Annotated in this window: 13 protein-coding genes; 3 read left to right on the forward strand and 10 right to left on the reverse strand. The window is 65.7% G+C overall.

Annotation, left to right across the window (positions count from 1 at the left end; all coding sequences use genetic code 11):
- Positions 1-107 precede the first annotated feature (107 nt).
- A complete protein-coding gene (locus OHT51_RS42435; protein ID WP_328884656.1) occupies positions 108-2,597 on the reverse strand; it encodes a S8 family serine peptidase in 2,490 nt (829 codons plus the stop codon).
- A 375-nt stretch (positions 2,598-2,972) separates the two neighbouring features.
- Positions 2,973-3,686: an AfsR/SARP family transcriptional regulator gene (locus OHT51_RS42440; protein WP_328884657.1), complete on the reverse strand. Its 714-nt coding sequence runs from the start codon at positions 3,684-3,686 to the stop codon at positions 2,973-2,975.
- 312 nt (positions 3,687-3,998) lie between these two features.
- Here OHT51_RS42440 and OHT51_RS42445 point away from each other — a divergent pair, with 312 nt between their 5' ends.
- Positions 3,999-4,781, forward strand: a complete 783-nt coding sequence (locus tag OHT51_RS42445; protein WP_328884658.1) for a hypothetical protein — start codon at positions 3,999-4,001, stop codon at positions 4,779-4,781.
- Between the two features lie 939 nt (positions 4,782-5,720).
- On the opposite strand, the gene OHT51_RS42450 is transcribed toward OHT51_RS42445, so the two are convergent.
- The 3 genes from OHT51_RS42450 to OHT51_RS42460 all read right to left on the reverse strand — a co-directional run bounded on the left by OHT51_RS42450 (position 5,721) and on the right by OHT51_RS42460 (position 9,720).
- Positions 5,721-6,806 carry a ParB/RepB/Spo0J family partition protein gene (locus OHT51_RS42450; protein ID WP_328884659.1) on the reverse strand — a complete coding sequence of 362 codons (1,086 nt, stop codon included), beginning with the start codon at positions 6,804-6,806 and terminating at the stop codon, positions 5,721-5,723.
- Positions 6,803-8,065 carry a ParA family protein gene (locus OHT51_RS42455; protein WP_328884660.1) on the reverse strand — a complete coding sequence of 421 codons (1,263 nt, stop codon included), beginning with the start codon at positions 8,063-8,065 and terminating at the stop codon, positions 6,803-6,805. The genes OHT51_RS42450 and OHT51_RS42455 overlap by 4 nt, the downstream gene beginning before the upstream one ends.
- A gap of 416 nt (positions 8,066-8,481) precedes the next feature.
- Positions 8,482-9,720 carry a hypothetical protein gene (locus OHT51_RS42460; protein WP_328884661.1) on the reverse strand — a complete coding sequence of 413 codons (1,239 nt, stop codon included), beginning with the start codon at positions 9,718-9,720 and terminating at the stop codon, positions 8,482-8,484.
- Positions 9,721-11,159: 1,439 nt separating this feature from the next.
- Between OHT51_RS42460 and OHT51_RS42465 the strand changes: the two genes are divergently transcribed.
- Positions 11,160-11,327, forward strand: coding sequence for a hypothetical protein (locus tag OHT51_RS42465; RefSeq protein WP_328884793.1), 168 nt, complete (start codon positions 11,160-11,162; stop codon positions 11,325-11,327).
- Positions 11,328-11,518: 191 nt separating this feature from the next.
- Here the strand turns inward: OHT51_RS42465 and OHT51_RS42470 are convergent, their stop codons facing one another.
- Entirely contained in the window at positions 11,519-11,764 is a 246-nt protein-coding gene (locus tag OHT51_RS42470; RefSeq protein WP_328884662.1) for a hypothetical protein, read from the reverse strand.
- A 417-nt stretch (positions 11,765-12,181) separates the two neighbouring features.
- Here OHT51_RS42470 and OHT51_RS42475 point away from each other — a divergent pair, with 417 nt between their 5' ends.
- Positions 12,182-13,300: an IS630 family transposase gene (locus tag OHT51_RS42475; RefSeq protein ID WP_328884663.1), complete on the forward strand. Its 1,119-nt coding sequence runs from the start codon at positions 12,182-12,184 to the stop codon at positions 13,298-13,300.
- 25 nt (positions 13,301-13,325) lie between these two features.
- On the opposite strand, the gene OHT51_RS42480 is transcribed toward OHT51_RS42475, so the two are convergent.
- The 4 genes from OHT51_RS42480 to OHT51_RS42495 all read right to left on the reverse strand — a co-directional run bounded on the left by OHT51_RS42480 (position 13,326) and on the right by OHT51_RS42495 (position 16,220).
- Positions 13,326-13,898, reverse strand: coding sequence for an O-methyltransferase (locus tag OHT51_RS42480; RefSeq protein ID WP_328884664.1), 573 nt, complete (start codon positions 13,896-13,898; stop codon positions 13,326-13,328).
- Positions 13,899-14,230: 332 nt separating this feature from the next.
- The gene (locus OHT51_RS42485) at positions 14,231-15,034 is read right to left on the reverse strand and encodes a hypothetical protein (protein WP_328884665.1); all 804 of its coding nucleotides are present in this window, start codon (positions 15,032-15,034) and stop codon (positions 14,231-14,233) included.
- Between the two features lie 326 nt (positions 15,035-15,360).
- Positions 15,361-15,762: a hypothetical protein gene (locus tag OHT51_RS42490; RefSeq protein WP_328884666.1), complete on the reverse strand. Its 402-nt coding sequence runs from the start codon at positions 15,760-15,762 to the stop codon at positions 15,361-15,363.
- Positions 15,759-16,220 carry a hypothetical protein gene (locus OHT51_RS42495; RefSeq protein ID WP_328884667.1) on the reverse strand — a complete coding sequence of 154 codons (462 nt, stop codon included), beginning with the start codon at positions 16,218-16,220 and terminating at the stop codon, positions 15,759-15,761. The genes OHT51_RS42490 and OHT51_RS42495 overlap by 4 nt, the downstream gene beginning before the upstream one ends.
- Between the last annotated feature and the right edge of the window lie 2 nt (positions 16,221-16,222).

Genomic DNA, 16,222 nt, shown 5'->3' on the forward strand with positions numbered 1-16,222 from the left:
GACTGGTGCGTTGTCCCTGTACACGGGTGGTGCCTGGACGGGTGCGGCGAGCTTGGGCAGTTTTTCTTGGTGGGGGCTCATGGTCTGCTTCCTTCTTCGTGTTGTGCTCACATGCCGCCAATGAACTTGTGGGCAGGCCCGATGGGGATGGGGAGCGGCAGCGCTACGTCGAACGTGAGCAGGTAGGTCACGCGGGCGCGCCGCTCGTTCTCGGGGTCGAAGAATGTGAGGTAGACGTCCTGGCAATCCGATCCTCCAGGGCGGCAGAAGGTGCTCTTGGCGACCTTGATGGATTCCAGGGCGTAGAAGTTGTCGTCCTTGCCGGGAACGTGCTTCGCCGACAGGAGACCGTCCTTGAGCTCGCTTCCCACCAAGAATGCGTTCGTTCCTGCCGCATTCATTGCCCGGTCGGCAGAGGTCTGCCCAAGGTTGCGGAACCTCCAGTAAGCCATGTCGAGGAGGGCTCGGATGGTTGTCTTGAGCGTGTCGATCTTGCCTTCGTCGAGCTCGACCGGCGGCTTCCTCTTCTTGTACTCCTGCTTGACGGCCTCGATTACTGCCTGGACCAGGACGGCTTCGTTCCAGGTGTAGAGGCCGCGGCTTTGGACCTCGACTACAGGTAGGTTCTCCCCTTGAAAGGTCCGGGCTGTGCGATCCGTCAGCACTCCGGGGATCGACACCCGCGAGACGTAGTTCGGATCGTTCTCCCCCAGTGTCTGTCCGACGATGGCGTCCCGGAAGGTTCTGTAGACCGGAGACACAGGTGGATAGGACAGAACTTCCACAAACTCAGCGAGCTTGTTGGTGTTCCCTGCTGTTTCGGTCGCTGCCTCGCTGATTTCAGCCGCCGAGGCCTTGGGATTCGTGATGAGCGGCCGATCCCAGTCCATGCCCACGGCCGGCTCTGCCTCAAGAGCGTAAAGATTGGTGGCGTCAGCCTTCAGCGTCCAGATCAGGTGACGAGACTCCGTCGGGTACTTCGACAGATAGGCCCGCATCTGCGCAGGGTCGTAGATGTTCGGCTGGACTTCCTTCTCCGGGCCGCCTGCTGGATCCGTGATTACCACGTTGGGCATCAGCTGACGGAAGCTGTCCCGGCGGGCCTCGGTGCCGAAGTCGTATCCGATCGTGCCGATGGCGTAAATCACCTGCTGGTGCGCACCGTTCCCGTTTCCCCCGCACTGACACCCCGAAGTGCTCCCGCCGCACCCGCACGACGGGCGGACACCGGCCGTCGGCTCATTCACGCTGAAGCTGGCCGACGCGGGAGGTGCTGCCGCTGCAACCCCGTAGCTCCCACTAGAGACTTCCTGGCTGCCTGCAGCATGCGAGGCTGGCGCGCGGTGGCTTCCCTCGTTCTGTTCTGAGGCGCTCGCTTCCACGAGTAGGGCATCGTTGGTGTCGCCAGCCTCTGCTGCGGGTGGAGTGGGTTCCGGCTGCTGCGGCTCTTCTTGGGCGGGCGGGGACGGAGCTTCCAGCGCCGCCTCTGTCGTCCTGCCTGCCTCGGGAGCTCCCTCGTTCGGAGCGAAGTGCGCGGCATTCGTGTCCATGGTGGTGGGCCTCTCGTCCGATGCAGAGTGGGGTATGGGGAGCGACGGGCGCTCGCCGGCGGCGTTGACGCCGACTCCGGAAGTGACGGCGTCATGCCGCCGTGTCAAGAAGGCTGTCGGCCGGGTCTGGGACTCAGCGGCCAGAGCCTGATCGTTTGTGGGCGTGCTCGGTCGCGTGATCATTTGGTGGGCGCGCGCGACGTCGAGTTGGCCAGCCAAGTGTCTGCGGCACTCGTAGTCGTCAGGAGAGGAGCAGGGGGGGTCGCTAGCGGTCCGGAGGATGGCTCTGCCGGCCGCGAGTGGGTCGGCCTTGTCTCCGTGCCGGAGCTGCTCTGCCATCAGCAGTGCGGCCACCCCGGAGACCACAGGAGTGGCGAAGCTGCTGCCGGTCAGGGCCATCAGCCCCCCGCCGGGCGCAGCGCCCTCGATAGCCTGTCCGGGTGCAAGTACCCCGTTCTCGCGGTAGGCGATGCCCCAGTTGTTGGCCTCCATTGGTGCACCGTTGATGTCTGCAGCGCCGACAGCCAGTACTGACGGCGCCGCGGCGGGGGCTTGCAGGCAGTCACACCCGTCGTTGCCGACCGCCGCGACGACGAGCACCCCGCGGTCCTCACACATCCGCAGCGCTCGGTCCAGCATGCTCTCGGCTTGGCCGTCTGCCGAGCGCTCTCCCCCGCTGATATTGATGACATGGGCCCCTTCGTCCATGGCCCGCTCTACAGCGCGCGCCAGATCGAGCTGGGGCACACGCCCCTCCCGTCCGTCCTGGAAGATGGGGAGGATGAGCCCGCGGCATCGGGGCGCGAGGCCGACGGCACTGCTTTCCAGCTGTCCGAAGAGAAGGCTCGCCACGTGGGTGCCGTGCAATGACATCGCCCCTCGTCCCGCGGGGTCCCGGACCAGTGTGTCGATCCGCTTGACGTCGGCGCCCTCGAAGCAGGGGTGGGTCAGGTCCACAGGGCCGTCGAGTACGGCGATACACACGTCGGGATCGCCGAGCATCTCCCCCGGCGCGGGGAGGTCACGAAGGATGGACCGGACTTTCATATACGCCGCCCTCTCCTTGTGGGTGAGCCAACGAGCCGTCGGTCAGAGCTTTCACCGGGCCCGTTATGACAGCGTTCTCAGCTTCGTCGGGGATGCGTTGCGGGAGTGTCCTTTCGATCTGTTTGGGCTGGTCAAGATGCTCATCGACCCCACCAAATTCCGTGACCGCACAGGCGCGCCGGGCGGATGTGTGATGGTGCCCGATCCGACCGCCGACGTCCGCTGCTGGGCGAACTGGGCTAGGACTACCGGCCACCCTTTGGAGGGGTGGGAAGCTTTGCAGCCCGACAAGCAGCCGGCCCGCCGAGCGCAGCACAGACGCACGACGGCGCAACTACGCGGCAGGCCGCAGGCCCCGCCCGTTCGACTGAGGCCCTACATGGGCATCAAGTCACGCACCAGGCGGGCCATCTGAGGTGATGGCGAAACGTTCAGCTCTCGCTGCAGGAAGGACTGGTAGTCCAGGTATCGCTTGATCGCACTGGCGATGTTGCCTTCTGCTATGTGCACCTCTATGACTATGCGGTGCGCAGTCTCCCGAATGGGATCGACTGCGATAGCTGCCAGCGCTGCTTGGAGAGCGGGTAGGTACTGGCCTGCGGCTTGGAACTGCTGAGCCAAGCCCTCAAGTGCGTAAACCCTCGTCTGGTTCCAGCGCTCTCGCTCCAGGTCCAGCCAGTTGTCCGTCCAGCCCGGCAACAATTCCCGACTCAAATCCCCCACGAGCTCCTCCCAGCCATGGGACATCTGGCCGGATCCGGCGATGATCTGGCGGGCGGCCCCCGAAACCGCGTGTAGATCCACCTTGACGGCTGGCGACAGCATGAGACGCTGGCCCACACTGTCGATCACCGTGACAGATCCCACCCGGCGGCCGTAGCACAGAGCACATCGCAGGTTCGCCGCAGCCCGGAAGGTCGTGCAATCGGGCCACAACTGCTCGGCGGCGGAAGACCGGTGCACATCGTCGTTCTGCAGCGCGAGAAATGCCAGCAGCCGCTGCGCTCCCAACGGGATGCAGATCCTCTTGCTGGCATGGGTGAACTCGAAGGGTCTCAAGATTTCGAGGCGCGCACCATTCCATGACACACACCCCACTTTGCAACCGGCACGTGCCAAGCGCACCTGCTACACACCCCACACGGACTACTAGGAACCCTCTCTGGCCTGCTGCAATGCGCGGGCGATGAGCCAGAAACGCTTGAGAGACATGTGGCTAACGATCACGACAACGACGATGGAACGCTCGTGAGGCAACCTCAAGGCATGTCGCCAGGCCGGGAGTATGTCCGATGCGTCGCTGACGGTCGCTGCCCAGCAATCTCGGATTGTCCTGTGAGCCCCGTCCTCGCTTCTGGCCCCGGCCCTGCTGCCTGCAACCCAGTTGGAACGGAGACGAGCATGGCTCTCGTGCCTCGGAACATCTCCCAAGCGGAGGCCCGCGAGGTCATCGACGCGTTCGTTGCCGAACGGCTGATCAAACTGGAGTCGCCCTCCTCCACCACAGGACGCATCAATCTCGATGGGTGGAATCCCGTCACGCTGGAGAATGAGCCCGGAAATGTCGCAGGAGTCATCGTGCGGTACTGGCCCACCGGCAAGAAGGGAACGGAGAGCCAAATCAGTACCGGATCGGCTCCGGACCGGCTTGACCCACGCAACGCCATGGCGTTCGTACTCATGTGCCAGATGCTGAACACTGCCTGGGGGGTTACAGAGTTGTACCACGCAGGCATCAGCGGGGACCGTCCTGGAGGCCGAAATGACTGCCACGGGCAAGGCCGTGCCGTCGACTTCGTAGGGGCTCGGGGAAATCTGTTCGGAGCCGATGTGTACTTCACCGTCTTCGATGACTGGGGCAGGATCCACGTGCCAGGGCTCACCACCGCCGGCGGCGACTGGCCCGCCGGGACCGGCGGGAACACCAGCTACCGGCTCCTTGCTGACGGGGCCCCCGACACAGCTGCCTGGCAGTTCTTCCTCGAGCTCTATCACTTCGCGGCGACGAACTACCAGGACCGCACGGACGGCCTGGAGGACGCCAGCGATCCCACCGACATAGGCAAGAAGAGCAGATTCATCATGCATCCCGACCATCCCAAGTCGGCTCCCGGAACCCTGCATGGCCGGGAAGCCCACAAAGGTCATATCCACATGCAGATCGGCCGCACCGGTAGCGCATAGGCCCAGGGCTCAGCGTCAGATGCTCCCGCTGAGGTTCCGTGGACAGCTGCAAAGTGTTGCGATGAGACGTGACGCGCAGACGGTCACCTCAGTGCCGGCTGCATTGCGATGCTGGACCACATTGCCGGCGAGCGCACGCGCTCGGACGAAGCGCGACAGGCGTTTTGGGACGCTGCTCGTCGCGCGCTTGACAGCGCGCTCTCACGCCTGGCCGGGGCCGGGCGCGACAGAAGACTGCTTCAGCAACCTGATGAATCGGGATTGCCCGGGCCAGGTTCTGACTGCCAGGCGAACTGGCTACCGCAGGCGGGGCCCGTGCCCGCTCGTGTGTGTGAGAGAGCGCATCTGGACATGTGCTCCCTTCACCTGAGGGTCAGAGGCGCTGTCGTGCGGCTGGACCGTGTCCGTCGCGAGCCCCGCACCCAGAACCAGCTCGCCGCCCGGCTTTTGTCGGGACTCAGATTCGTTCCGCGCGGGTCGGCGTGCCAGAGGACCTCTGGTTCTGCCTGAGCGCTGCCTAAAGCTCGGCCGCCGGGCCCATCAATCGAGCCGTCTCAGCAAGCGGAGAACGGAAATGCTGCCAACGGATCGGTACGGCTCATCTTCGTCAGACCGGGAAACAGGTCCTCCCATGCCGTCCGGCCCGCCGGTACGGCCATCAAGCCGTTCCCGACTGTCTTCTGCGTGCGATGACACGGAGTGAAGCGGGCTCCTTCGCTCCCAGCCACGGGAAACTCAGCAGGCCCGGAGCGTCCCGGGGAAACGGCCCAACCCTCAGCCGCCAGTGGGCGGGTACAGAGCATGGCCGCGTGGGGCGCGCATCACCCGGAGGGTGAGCGCGCCCCATCTGGTCCCCTGGTATTTCTGCTGACATGGGCCTTCTGTCGCGGCTACTTCCCCGGTTGCACACTCCGAACGGCCTGCTCTCCACCACCACAGTCAGCCAGCGGAGACCGCCTGGTTGTCCCTGTGCTCAATGAGCAAGTCCAGCATCTTGTTGAACTCGTCTGGTGGCATCTTGCGGATCAAGAACCAGGCCGCTTCCGTTCCGTCCTGGTACGGGAATCGCTTCGGTTGCTGGTCTCGGGCACTAGCGACTGCCTCGGTTGCAGTGCTCTGTACTGGCACCGAGGGCGTGTCCGCGGCTGTTCCGTTGAAAGTCGGCTCATCGTCCGGCCCGGGCACCTGCGAGCCCGACTGCTCCTGCATCGAACCCGGCCCGCTTACATCGCTACCCCTTTCGTTGCTCATGGCCGGCTCCTCGGAGGGAGCGGCCTTCTCGGATGGTGTCTGAGACCGAGCGGTGGGCTTGTCCGCCTCTTTGCGGGTTCGCTCCGCCTTCAGGTCTTGGAGGGCGGCGTCTTGCTCCGCGTGCGGCTTGTTGCCGACCGCACGTAGCAGGTCGATGGGTTCCTCGCCGATGCGGGCCTGGAGTTCGGGCGTGAGGTTGAGCAGTGCGAGACGCTGAGATACCCAGCCTTGGGAGCGGTGGAGCCTCTTGGCCAAGGCCCTCTGGCTGCCATGGATGGCAAGAAGGCGTTGCAGAGCCCGGGCTTCGTCGAGTTCCTCGAGGTCTTGCCGGTGAATGTTGGCAACCAGGGCCGATTCGAGCAGTTCCTCGGAGGTGGACCCTTGGTCATCACTGACCATGACTTTGACGGCGGTCAGGCCAGCTTCGCGGGCGGCGGCGAGCCTGCTGCTGCCGTCGATGACGACGTGGGTGGTCTCGGGCTCGATGTCGGCTTCGCGATCCGGGTTGGCTTTGACGTACGCGTCGCGGTTCATGACCGTGATGGCCTGCTTCTGGCCGTGGGTTCCCAGGCTGCCCGCGAGATCAGTGAGGTCGCCGAGGCTGGAGCGGGGATTGTCTGGGTTGAGGCTGATGCGGTGGGGTGGCAGTTCGTACGGCGAGGAGACGCCCTCGGTCGGGACGCCTGTGGCGGCGGCCACGGCCTGACGTCGTGCGCTGACAGGTCGCACTCCCCCGCCGAATCGGCCGGCGCCCAGCTGGTCGGCCTTGCTCACAGCACCTCCCTGGCAAGTGCGCGCATGCCGATCGCCTGCTGTGATTTGGGCGCGTACGACAACAGGGGCATCTTCACTCGGACGGCTTCCTTCTGTTCCTTGAGGTCTCCGATGAGTCCGACGACTCTCGGATCCTTTATGTCGACCCACCCCTGGAGGGAGGACGTAGCGATGTAACCGCGGCGGGAGTCGTAGAGGTTGACGACGATGCCGAGGTAGTCGATGTCGACCAGGAGGTCGCCGCGCAGGTCGTCGATCTGTGTGGTGAGAAGTTCGTAGGCGTCTGCGGAGCTGTCTTCGGCCTGGACGACGATCAGGGCGCCGGATTGTCCGGGCTTTTCGCCGTCGCGGCGTCGGCCGTAGTAGACGGCGGCGTCCATGCTGAGGCCGAGGCTGGGCGGGCAGTCGACGATGATTACGTCGTAATCAGCTTCGAGCGGGGCGAGTGCCCGCTCAAGGGCGGCTTCCCGGGCCCGTACCGCGGACAGGCGTACGTCGAGCAGGAAGGCGTCGTTGCAGGCGGGCAGGAGGTGGAGCCGGCCGTCGAAGTTGTCGTCGTCGACGGAGACGATGAGATCACGCAGGTCGCCCTTGGGGTCGCCCGCCATGTGGTTGGTGAGGCTGTCGCCGTTCAACGGCAGGGGTGCGGCGCCGAGCTGGTTGGTGAGGTGGCATTGCGGGTCGAAGTCGACGAGGAGCACTTGCAGGCCGGGGCCGGGCAGGTTCTCGATGTCGAGCGGGTCGGTTTCTCGTTCTTCTTCGTCGTGGGTCTCGCTTGCGCGCAGGGCCTTGGTGAGGGCTTTGGCGACGCGTACGGCGTGCAGGGCGTTGGGGTTTTCGGCGAGTGCTTCGCCGAGTCCGGCGGTGATGGCGGTCTTGCCGACGCCGCCTTTCTGGTTGCAGACGATGAAGCGGCGGGTGATCTCAGGCCGGGCCACGTCGGGGGCGGGGTTGGAGTCGATCCACAGCTGGATGGACTGGGCGAGGCCCTGAATGAGGGAGACCCGTCGGTCAGTGGTGACCTGGCGGAACTCCTCCCACTGGCCGGGCGGTAGGAAGGTGGCGAAGGAGTCGGCGCCGGACGTGTCGACGGTGGCGGCGGTGGCGGCCAGGTTGCACCAGTCTCTGATGCCTTGTTCGACCGCGGCTTGGATCTCGATGCCGTGCTGGGCGGCTCTGACTTTGAGGTTCTGCCGGAGCCAAGCCGGCAGTTTGGAGACGACCTTCTCGCGGTCGCCGGGCGTGGCTGGCGAAGTCATGAGGGACACCATACTAACGTCCTTGATCTTTTGCTGCTTCGACACGTTAGTTTCGGTTGCTTGTTGGTCTGTCAGGCCACCAAGGCCCTGGAAGTGATTACGGCGTAATCACCCGGTGCCGCGCGCCGCTGGTCTCAGGGACGTCTGATGAGGCAGACCCTCACGGGTGGCTGTCGTCAGCAGCAGCCGATCGGGCGCGGCAGGGAGCCAGACTCCGGGCGCCGTCCGGTCAATCAAGTGATTACGCCGTAATCGCTCCGAACATCAGAGCCTGACACACGCGCCAGCAGACCAGGCTCTGCCTCCGGCGGTGATTACGACGTAATCACCGCTGGGACGCTGCACGCATGGGCTGGGGGAGTGCAGCAAGCCGTCAGCGCGAGGCCCCGCGTCGCGCTGTTTCCCTGCAGGAACTCTCAGGAGCGACCCAGCACCCGGGTAAGGCCGGCGACAAGCGTGGTGGCGAGTATCCAACCCAAGGCAACGAGGGCATAGGCGAACCACTGCTGTCCGCTGCCTGACACGAAGGCCCTATCTTGGCCGAAGTCAATGATGGGCAGCAGCAGGTCGAGTGTGTAGACGGTGGGGTTGAAGGCGGGACCGCGGCCCGGTTCGGAGCGCTGTGGCTCATTGAGGCTGAAAACGAGTGTGCCGAGGAGCGTGAGAGCGACGAGCCACCCGCCGGCGAGGGCGGGGCGGTAGCCATAGCCTGCGACAGCGTCTTGCAGCCAGTCCCAGATCTTGGTTGTCCACGGGAGAGTTGAGCGGTGGTGGCGGTGCTTCGCGCGCAGAACCCTGTGGGCTTCACTGTCATGGCCGAGGAGGCGGTAGGCCGCTGCTAGTTGTTCGTAGGGCTGAGGCAGGTACTGATCACCGAGGCTCTCCCTGAGCCAGGCGAGGCGGCTGCGGGTCGAGCGAGGTGGCAGCGGTTCGAGGCGATCGTAGGTGAGTGCGTCCAATTCCAGAAGTGGGCCTCCTTGAGGACGGTCGATCAGATTGCCGATAGCGGCTCCCCGCAACGAGACGGACTCCACGTCCGATCTTGCGGTATCGATGTCCAGGCGTCGCGCGTAGATCCCATCGAGACGGATTGCCGGCTTACCCGAAAGGGCTCCGTGCACAGCGGCTTGGGACAGGACTGCATCACCGTTGATCTGCGCGCCGCTCAGGATGATGCCGTGCGCCACGCGAATGTCAGAGGCCCAGAAGGTGTCGCATGTCAGCAGATGGGCGCCCAGTGCCTCTTCGGTGCCTCCTGAAAGGCCGATCTGGGCCTGGCGCAGGTCAACACCCCCGATCCGGGCACTGGACAGTGAAAGCCACTTGCCAACGGTCAGGCCGAATCGACCGTTGAACCACGTCCCGATCGTGACGACGTTTCCGTTGATCCAACCGCCGACCTTCGCACGATCAAGGTTGAGGTCAATCGTGAAGTCACTTGCCTGGATCCATACGTTGCCCTCAACGACCGCATCCCGCATGTCGAGGACCGGGCACCGCAACGCTTCTGCGCTGAGCTCGGGCAGGTGCGACTTCTGCAGGTAGACGGCGAGCGTCGAGGCGTGCCGGAGGCTGAGGACTTCGGAGAAGGAACAGGCGTCAAAGTCGATCTCGCAGTCGATGATGGCTGATGTGAGGTCGAGTTCACCCGTCACTCGTGCGCCCGTGACACGAAGCGCACGAATCTTCCCGGGACTTGCCGGCGGACCTCCGAGAAGAAGGAGCGCGATCGCGTGGGCTCGGATCTGCCGCTCCGGGCCCCACGCTGCCCCACTCGCGGGATCGTCCTCTGCCGCTACTCCTGTGCGCAGATCCAGCATGCTGCCGTCGCGAAAAGCGGACCACAGACGACGCTCAGAAGCACTCCAGTCTTGCGGCGGTGACATGTCGTCGGGCTCCGGGCGGATGGCCATGCTTCGTTGTACGGGATGCACCGTCGCTTGCACCAGGGTGCCGATCAGGCTCCCTGGTGCACATAGAGGTGGTTACAGTCCGGCAGGCCTCAGTCGAGCTCGCGGCCGAGGGCTGTGCCGGCGAGGTATAGGACGCGATGCACGATGCACCCGTTGGCTGCGCCGAAACCCAGCCGGGCGGGGCCGCTCCGATGGCATCTGTCATCAACTCGGCCGCCGTATCAGGAGCCGGTGTCCAGGCTGCCGAAGCTTGCTCAAGCCAGGGGAGCACTTCGGTCAGCCGGTCAGAGGGGCTCAGTGCCTCAGGCGGCTACCGGCAGCACCGCGAGCTTGAGCACGCCGACAATGGGTTCGAGTGCTGGCATCCCAGCTCCGTGCCACGTCAGCCACAGCATGTCGGAGCCTACTGCGGTGCCCGTAGGTGATTACGGCGTAATCACCGCGCGGACTACCGGCCAGCCATTTCGAGTCGGGCACGCAAGCAGCGCCACACACAGCTCGAGGTGATTGCGGCGTAATCACCTTTGGTTGGCGTTCTCGGTGCCGGCGCCTGGTGACGTTCAACTCCAGGGGCAAGAAGTTCAAGTTGCGCGCCAACTGCAAGACATGGGTTCCGGGCGTCGGAGGGCGTGCTCACGGGATGAACAGCAACCACGACCGACCGGGAGTGCGGGTACTGCGGGAGCACCTCGCAGGCGCGGCGCGGATCGAGGCCTACCCACTCACGTCGAGGACGCCTGCAGGCAGTACGCCGCCGCGGGCTACGACGTCAGTGCACGGCTGCGCCGACACCTGGAGACGTTCGGAGAACTAACTGTCACCTGGCCCTTCCGGGCCGACGAGACCTACCTCGGGGTCGCGGTCGAAGAGGCGCTCGACATCCCTGACAGGAAATGTCCGCATCTACGGCAAGCGCCTGGGCCAGCCCGTCCTCCCACTGGGGATCGCCTTCTCCGCTGATGAGGGCGTCCTCCTGGCGGAGAACGGTGACATCCTCTTCGGCGGTGATGCCGGGATGCAGCAGGTGGCCAACAGATTCGAGACAGCCATCGTGGCTCTTGTCTCGGACGGATGGGACAAGACCTTCCCCTAGCCTCGATCGTTCATGCAGGGGCCGGCAGCGTGCTGACGGGCCCCTGCACTCGGCTCCCACTGCACCGTCGACAGCATGCGATCCCAGCGTGCGTGACGCCTACTGGCCCTTCGCTGCCAAGACCTCAGAGTCGAACCGAGCCTCCAACCGTCCAAAGAGGCACCGCGCCGTGGCCACGCGATACGACGGGCTCGCGGTCCGCTACGAGGCGACCATCCTCGTTGCAGCCATCAACAACTCGGCCGCCGCACTGTAGGCGCCGGTAGCCAGGCTGCGGAAGCTTGCTCAAGCCAGGGGAGCACTTCGGTCATTCGGCCAGCGGCCGCCAGCGCCTCAGGCGCGCAGGAGGCTACCGGCAGCACCGGCAAGCACGAGCACGGGCGACAGGTTCGAGTGAATTATCTGGCATCCCAAGTCAGTGCCACGTCAGCCACAGCATGTCGGACCCTACTGCGGTGTCCCGTAGGTGATTACGACGTAATCACCGCGCTGACGACCGGCCAGCCAGTGCGACTCGGGCATGCAACCACGCCGCAGACAGCTCCAGGTGATTACGGCGTAATCACCTTGGCTGGCGTTCTCGGTGTCGGCGAGGAGGCGGCCGGCGGCGCGGGCGACGCCGGCCGGGACAAGCGCCTCGGAGAGGGACTTGTCTTCCCTTTGCTCTTGGCAGTCTTCGGGTTCGGCGTCCACGGCATTTGGGCGACGTGGAAGGCGTAGCGGTGGGTGGCCGAGAGCACGAGCAGTTCGTCGGTCAGGCTGGTCTCGACTCCGGTGAGGATCGCGAGGGTCTCGTACACAGCTACGCGGGCGCCTGCTTCCGTGAGCGCCGTGCCGTCGACGATGCCGCTCGCGGCTGGGACGGTCGTCAGTGCGGGGGAGTCCTCCAGCGGCTCCTAGACACCAGGCGGCTCGCCGACCAAGAGCGGGTGCGGCAATGAACTGAGTCGCTTCAGCAGCCACGGGCGAACCTGGCTTTGCCGGACCGACCACCTGGCCTCGTGATCGGCCATGGTGCCTTTCCTAGTGCTCTGACCGGGAAGGTTCGCCGGGTTGGCGATTGGAGCGGTTGGATGGGCGGCAACGTCCGTTCCGACCGCTGGAGGTGTGGTGGCTGAGCCTGTGCGGGTGCGCAGACTGACCGACCAGGAAGGGCAGAAGCTGCAGCAGATCGTGCGCCGGGGAAGTACCAGCTCGGTGCGTTACCGGCGTGCGATGATGCTGCTGGCCTCGGCGGGCGGGAACCGTGTTTCGGTGATCGCCCAGTTGGTCCAGGCCGATGAGGACACGGTGCGGGATGTGATCCACCGGTTCAACGAGATCGGCCTGGCCTGCCTGGACCCTCAATGGGCGGGAGGCCGTCCCCGCCTACTCAGTCATGACGACGAGGACTTCGTCGTCCAGACGGCCACCACCCGCCCCGCGAAGCTCGGCCAGCCCTTCACCCGCTGGTCGATCCGCAAACTCGCCGCCTACCTGCGGAAAGTGCACGGACGTGTCATCCGCATCGGCCGTGAAGCCTTACGGTGCCTGCTCCGGCGCCGCGGCATCACCTTCCAGCGCACCAAGACCTGGAAGGAGTCGCCCGACCCCGAGCGCGACGCCAAGCTCGACCGCATCGAGCACGTCCTGGAGCACTTCCCGGACCGGGTCTTCGCATTCGACGAGTTCGGCCCGCTGGGGATCCGGCCCACCGCAGGCTCCTGCTGGGCGAAGCAGGGCAAGCCCGACCGTCTGCCGGCGACCTACCGCCGCACGCACGGCGTGACCTACTTCCACGGCTGCTACTCCGTCGGGGACGACCGGTTGTGGGGCGTCAACCGCCGCCGCAAAGGCACCGCCCACACACTGGCCGCGCTGAAGTCGATCCGCGCCGCCCGGCCCGACGGCGCACCGATTTACATCATTCTGGACAACCTCTCCGCCCACACCGGAGCGGACATCCGCCGCTGGGCGAAGAAGAACAAAGTCGAGCTGTGCTTCACCCCGACCTATGCGTCCTGGGCCAACCCGATCGAGGCGCACTTCGGCCCGCTGCGGCAGTTCACCCTGGCGAATTCGAACCACCGCAGCCATCCCGCGCAGACCCGGTCACTGCACCGCTACCTGCGCTGGCGCAACGCCAACGCCCGCCACCCCGACGTCCTCGCCGCACAACGCAAGGAACGCGCCCGCATTCGCAGCGAGAAGGGCATCCGCTGGGGCGGCAGACCAGCCCTCGCGGCGTGATCAAGAACGGTCCACGCCTTCCTCGCTAGAGGCGGCGTGCCGCAACAACCGCTGAGCTGGCGGGCGTTGTGAGTACTTCAGTGGCGTCCAGGGCCGGATGAGTGAGGTAGAACAGGCGGAGCTCGTCCACTTCGTCGCCGAAACGAGGCGGCCAATGGGGCGATGGGGTGAAGTCGTCCAGGATGAGAAGGCCACCGGGAGCCAGCAGCTCGACGACCTGCTCGGGGTCGTCGCGCTTGCCTCCGCCGTCACAGAAGAAGACATCGAAGGGAGCGTGCTGCTCAAGCAGCCGCCAGTCCCCGGTGAGGACGCTGACGCGGTCGTCGTCCGCGAAGACACCAGCCGCTCGACGCGCAAGCTCCTCGTCCCGTTCCACGGTGACCAGGCGGGCACCGGCGCCAAGCCCGCTGTGCAGCCAGGCGGTACCCACGCCCGAGCCGGTGCCGCTCTCCGCAATGACTCCGTGGGGTTTCGCAGCAGCGGCCAGCCTGAGCAACCTGCCCACCTCGGGGATGCAGCTCTTCTTGAAACCCGCCTCGGAGGCGACACGCTCCGCGGCCACCACGCGAGACGGAACCGCACGCTCTGCCATGATCACGAATCCCCCTTCATCCTGGACATGACGCTATCCGCCGGCAGAGACGTCCGTACGGAGTTTCGCCTGCCCACACCCGGCAAACCTTCCCGGTCAGAGCACTAGTCGCTCCCTGTGTTCACAGTGGCGCCCCATAAGCCGGGGCAAGGCGTGAGTAGCCCAGGAAGGGACTGCACAGGGCCGGGCGAGCGACGAGCGCGATGCTGGTAGGGCTGCCTCAGTTTGGTTGAGACGCCCGTTTGGCAGCGCAGGCTGCATCCTCGCAATGGCTCAGGTCGATTGAGACAGGCCAGCTCCGTGGCCCGTCTCGAGGAGAGGGGAGATCACTTTCTCGCCTATCTGGAAACCAACTCGATTGCGGCCTCGTAGGCGAGGCGAGCACTGTCCGTTGTAGCCACTGGCCGCGCGGCGTTGCGCTCGATCTTTCGCAGTTCGCGGACGGCCGCGGTCACGTAGGTGTCGAGGCTGACGACTTGAGTGGGCGTCCGGCAATCGGGCAGCACCAATGCGATCTGGTCAAGCCAGAAGGTCACGTCATCGTGATCGTCCAGGCCGTCGCGGTGCTGAAGCAGGCGCTGCGCGATGGGAGCCAGAAGGGCATGGCGGCGCTCTGATTCTTCCTGTGCGCGACGCTCGGCGGCAGCTCGGGCTGCAGCCTGCCGCTCGGCCTCACGAACGGCTTCGGGGGTGCGGCGGACAGGGCGTTCACTTGGGGACGTTGCTGCAAGGACGGAAGCTTGCAGACGCTTCGCCTTGTTGTAGGCCGCGCTGGGAGCTCTGACCGCTAGAGCCGGCACCAAGTCACTCCATTCAGCGCCCGCAGCCCGGGCGTGCTCGATTGCCTTCGATTGGTGCAGGTCGGCTTGTTCGCGGAGGTATTCCCACAACCTGACGCGTGCGATCGCAGCCTTGCGTTGTGCCTGCTGGTTCTTCAAGGCACCTGCGTGAGATTCGAGGTGGAGCAGGGCGCGGAACAGTTCCTCGTCTGCTGGCATCTGGCCGATGTTCTCGTCGTCGGCATCTTCGTGCAGCTGGCGCAACTCACCGATGACTGCGGCGGTATCAAAGTTGCCGATCCGTACGGGCTGCTTGAGCAGCGGCTTCGTGGGGGCAGCCTGCTTCTGGGAGGGACGGGCCATGAAAGTGAGTATGCCCGGGCGGAAGCGTTTCACAGTCTGTGAATCGAGTGGGGTTAGGGGCTGCACGGTCAACTTCCTGATGTCGGACGGCACGGATTTCTGAGTACGGGGAATCAGGTCGCGGCGGCACCATGGGCTGACGTGGAAGGGAGGAACCCCAGGTCAGAGCCGAGCCGGAGCGCACCCTGAGTGTCACCGGGTCCTTGCACGCCTCAAGCCGCCGCCACGCCAGGCGCGGCGCCCGACCGTGGACTCGGTAGTAGTGCGCTCCGCCCTGAGAGGGGCGGCCTCGATCGTCCCGCTGCCGGCGCGGCGGGCAGCGGGGGCTACATGCGAGTGCCGACCGCAACCCGGTCATTGCCCGCGAGGACCGGCATAGCCCTCATCAGGATGAGAAGGCGGCGCTCGTCGAGTACTTCCACCGCGGACAGCGTGTGCAGGCCGATGCCCACCATGCCCAGCACAAGGCCTAGGAACGCCCGCTGTACGTCGTCCAGGCCGAGCCCGTACAGGCGGCCCAGCAGCCCTTCCCAGCGACACACCGAGCCGTCCTCGCCGTCCACAACAAGCAGACGGCGCACGCTGTCCAGGGCGAGGATCGTCCCCTCCTCCGCCAGGGCCTGCGATGCCGCGCGGCCCCGGGGGGACTTGGCCGACGCAACGAGCAGCTGGGCAAGCGTCGGTGTGTCCACCTCTTCTGGCTCCGTGGGGGGCGCAGTGATCGTCATCGTGAAGCCTCCCTGGCGTATCGGTAGCCGCCCGGGCCGAACGCGGCGGCAAGTACAGCGGGATCAGTCAGCAGTCCGGATCCATCGGGCCGCGTGATCCACATACGGCCGTCGATCTGCCACCCGGTCGGCGGGCAGTTCAGGCACCAGCCCGCCGGCTGCACCGCCAGCTGCCGTACGTCGGCCAGTTCCTCGGCTGCGTCGAGGGGGACCAGCCACCACAGTGCGTCCATCACCGGGTCAGCAAGGACCGGCCCCCGCTGCTCTGCGCGGATGCGGACCAGCTTCGGGTAGCCGGTGGTGATCCGTGCCCCGGCGACGAGCCATTCCTCGCCGGAGGGGATAGGGGCGAGTGCGTCTGACTCCCACACGTCTCGCACGAGGTTCGGGTGTGCGCAGGAGTTGGCGAGCCACGCATCCCCGGCCTCGTACCGCTGGGCGGACTTTGGTAGGGCCATGG

It is taken from the genome of Streptomyces sp. NBC_00299 (assembly GCF_036173045.1).
Classification (GTDB): Bacteria; Actinomycetota; Actinomycetes; order Streptomycetales; family Streptomycetaceae; genus Streptomyces; species Streptomyces machairae.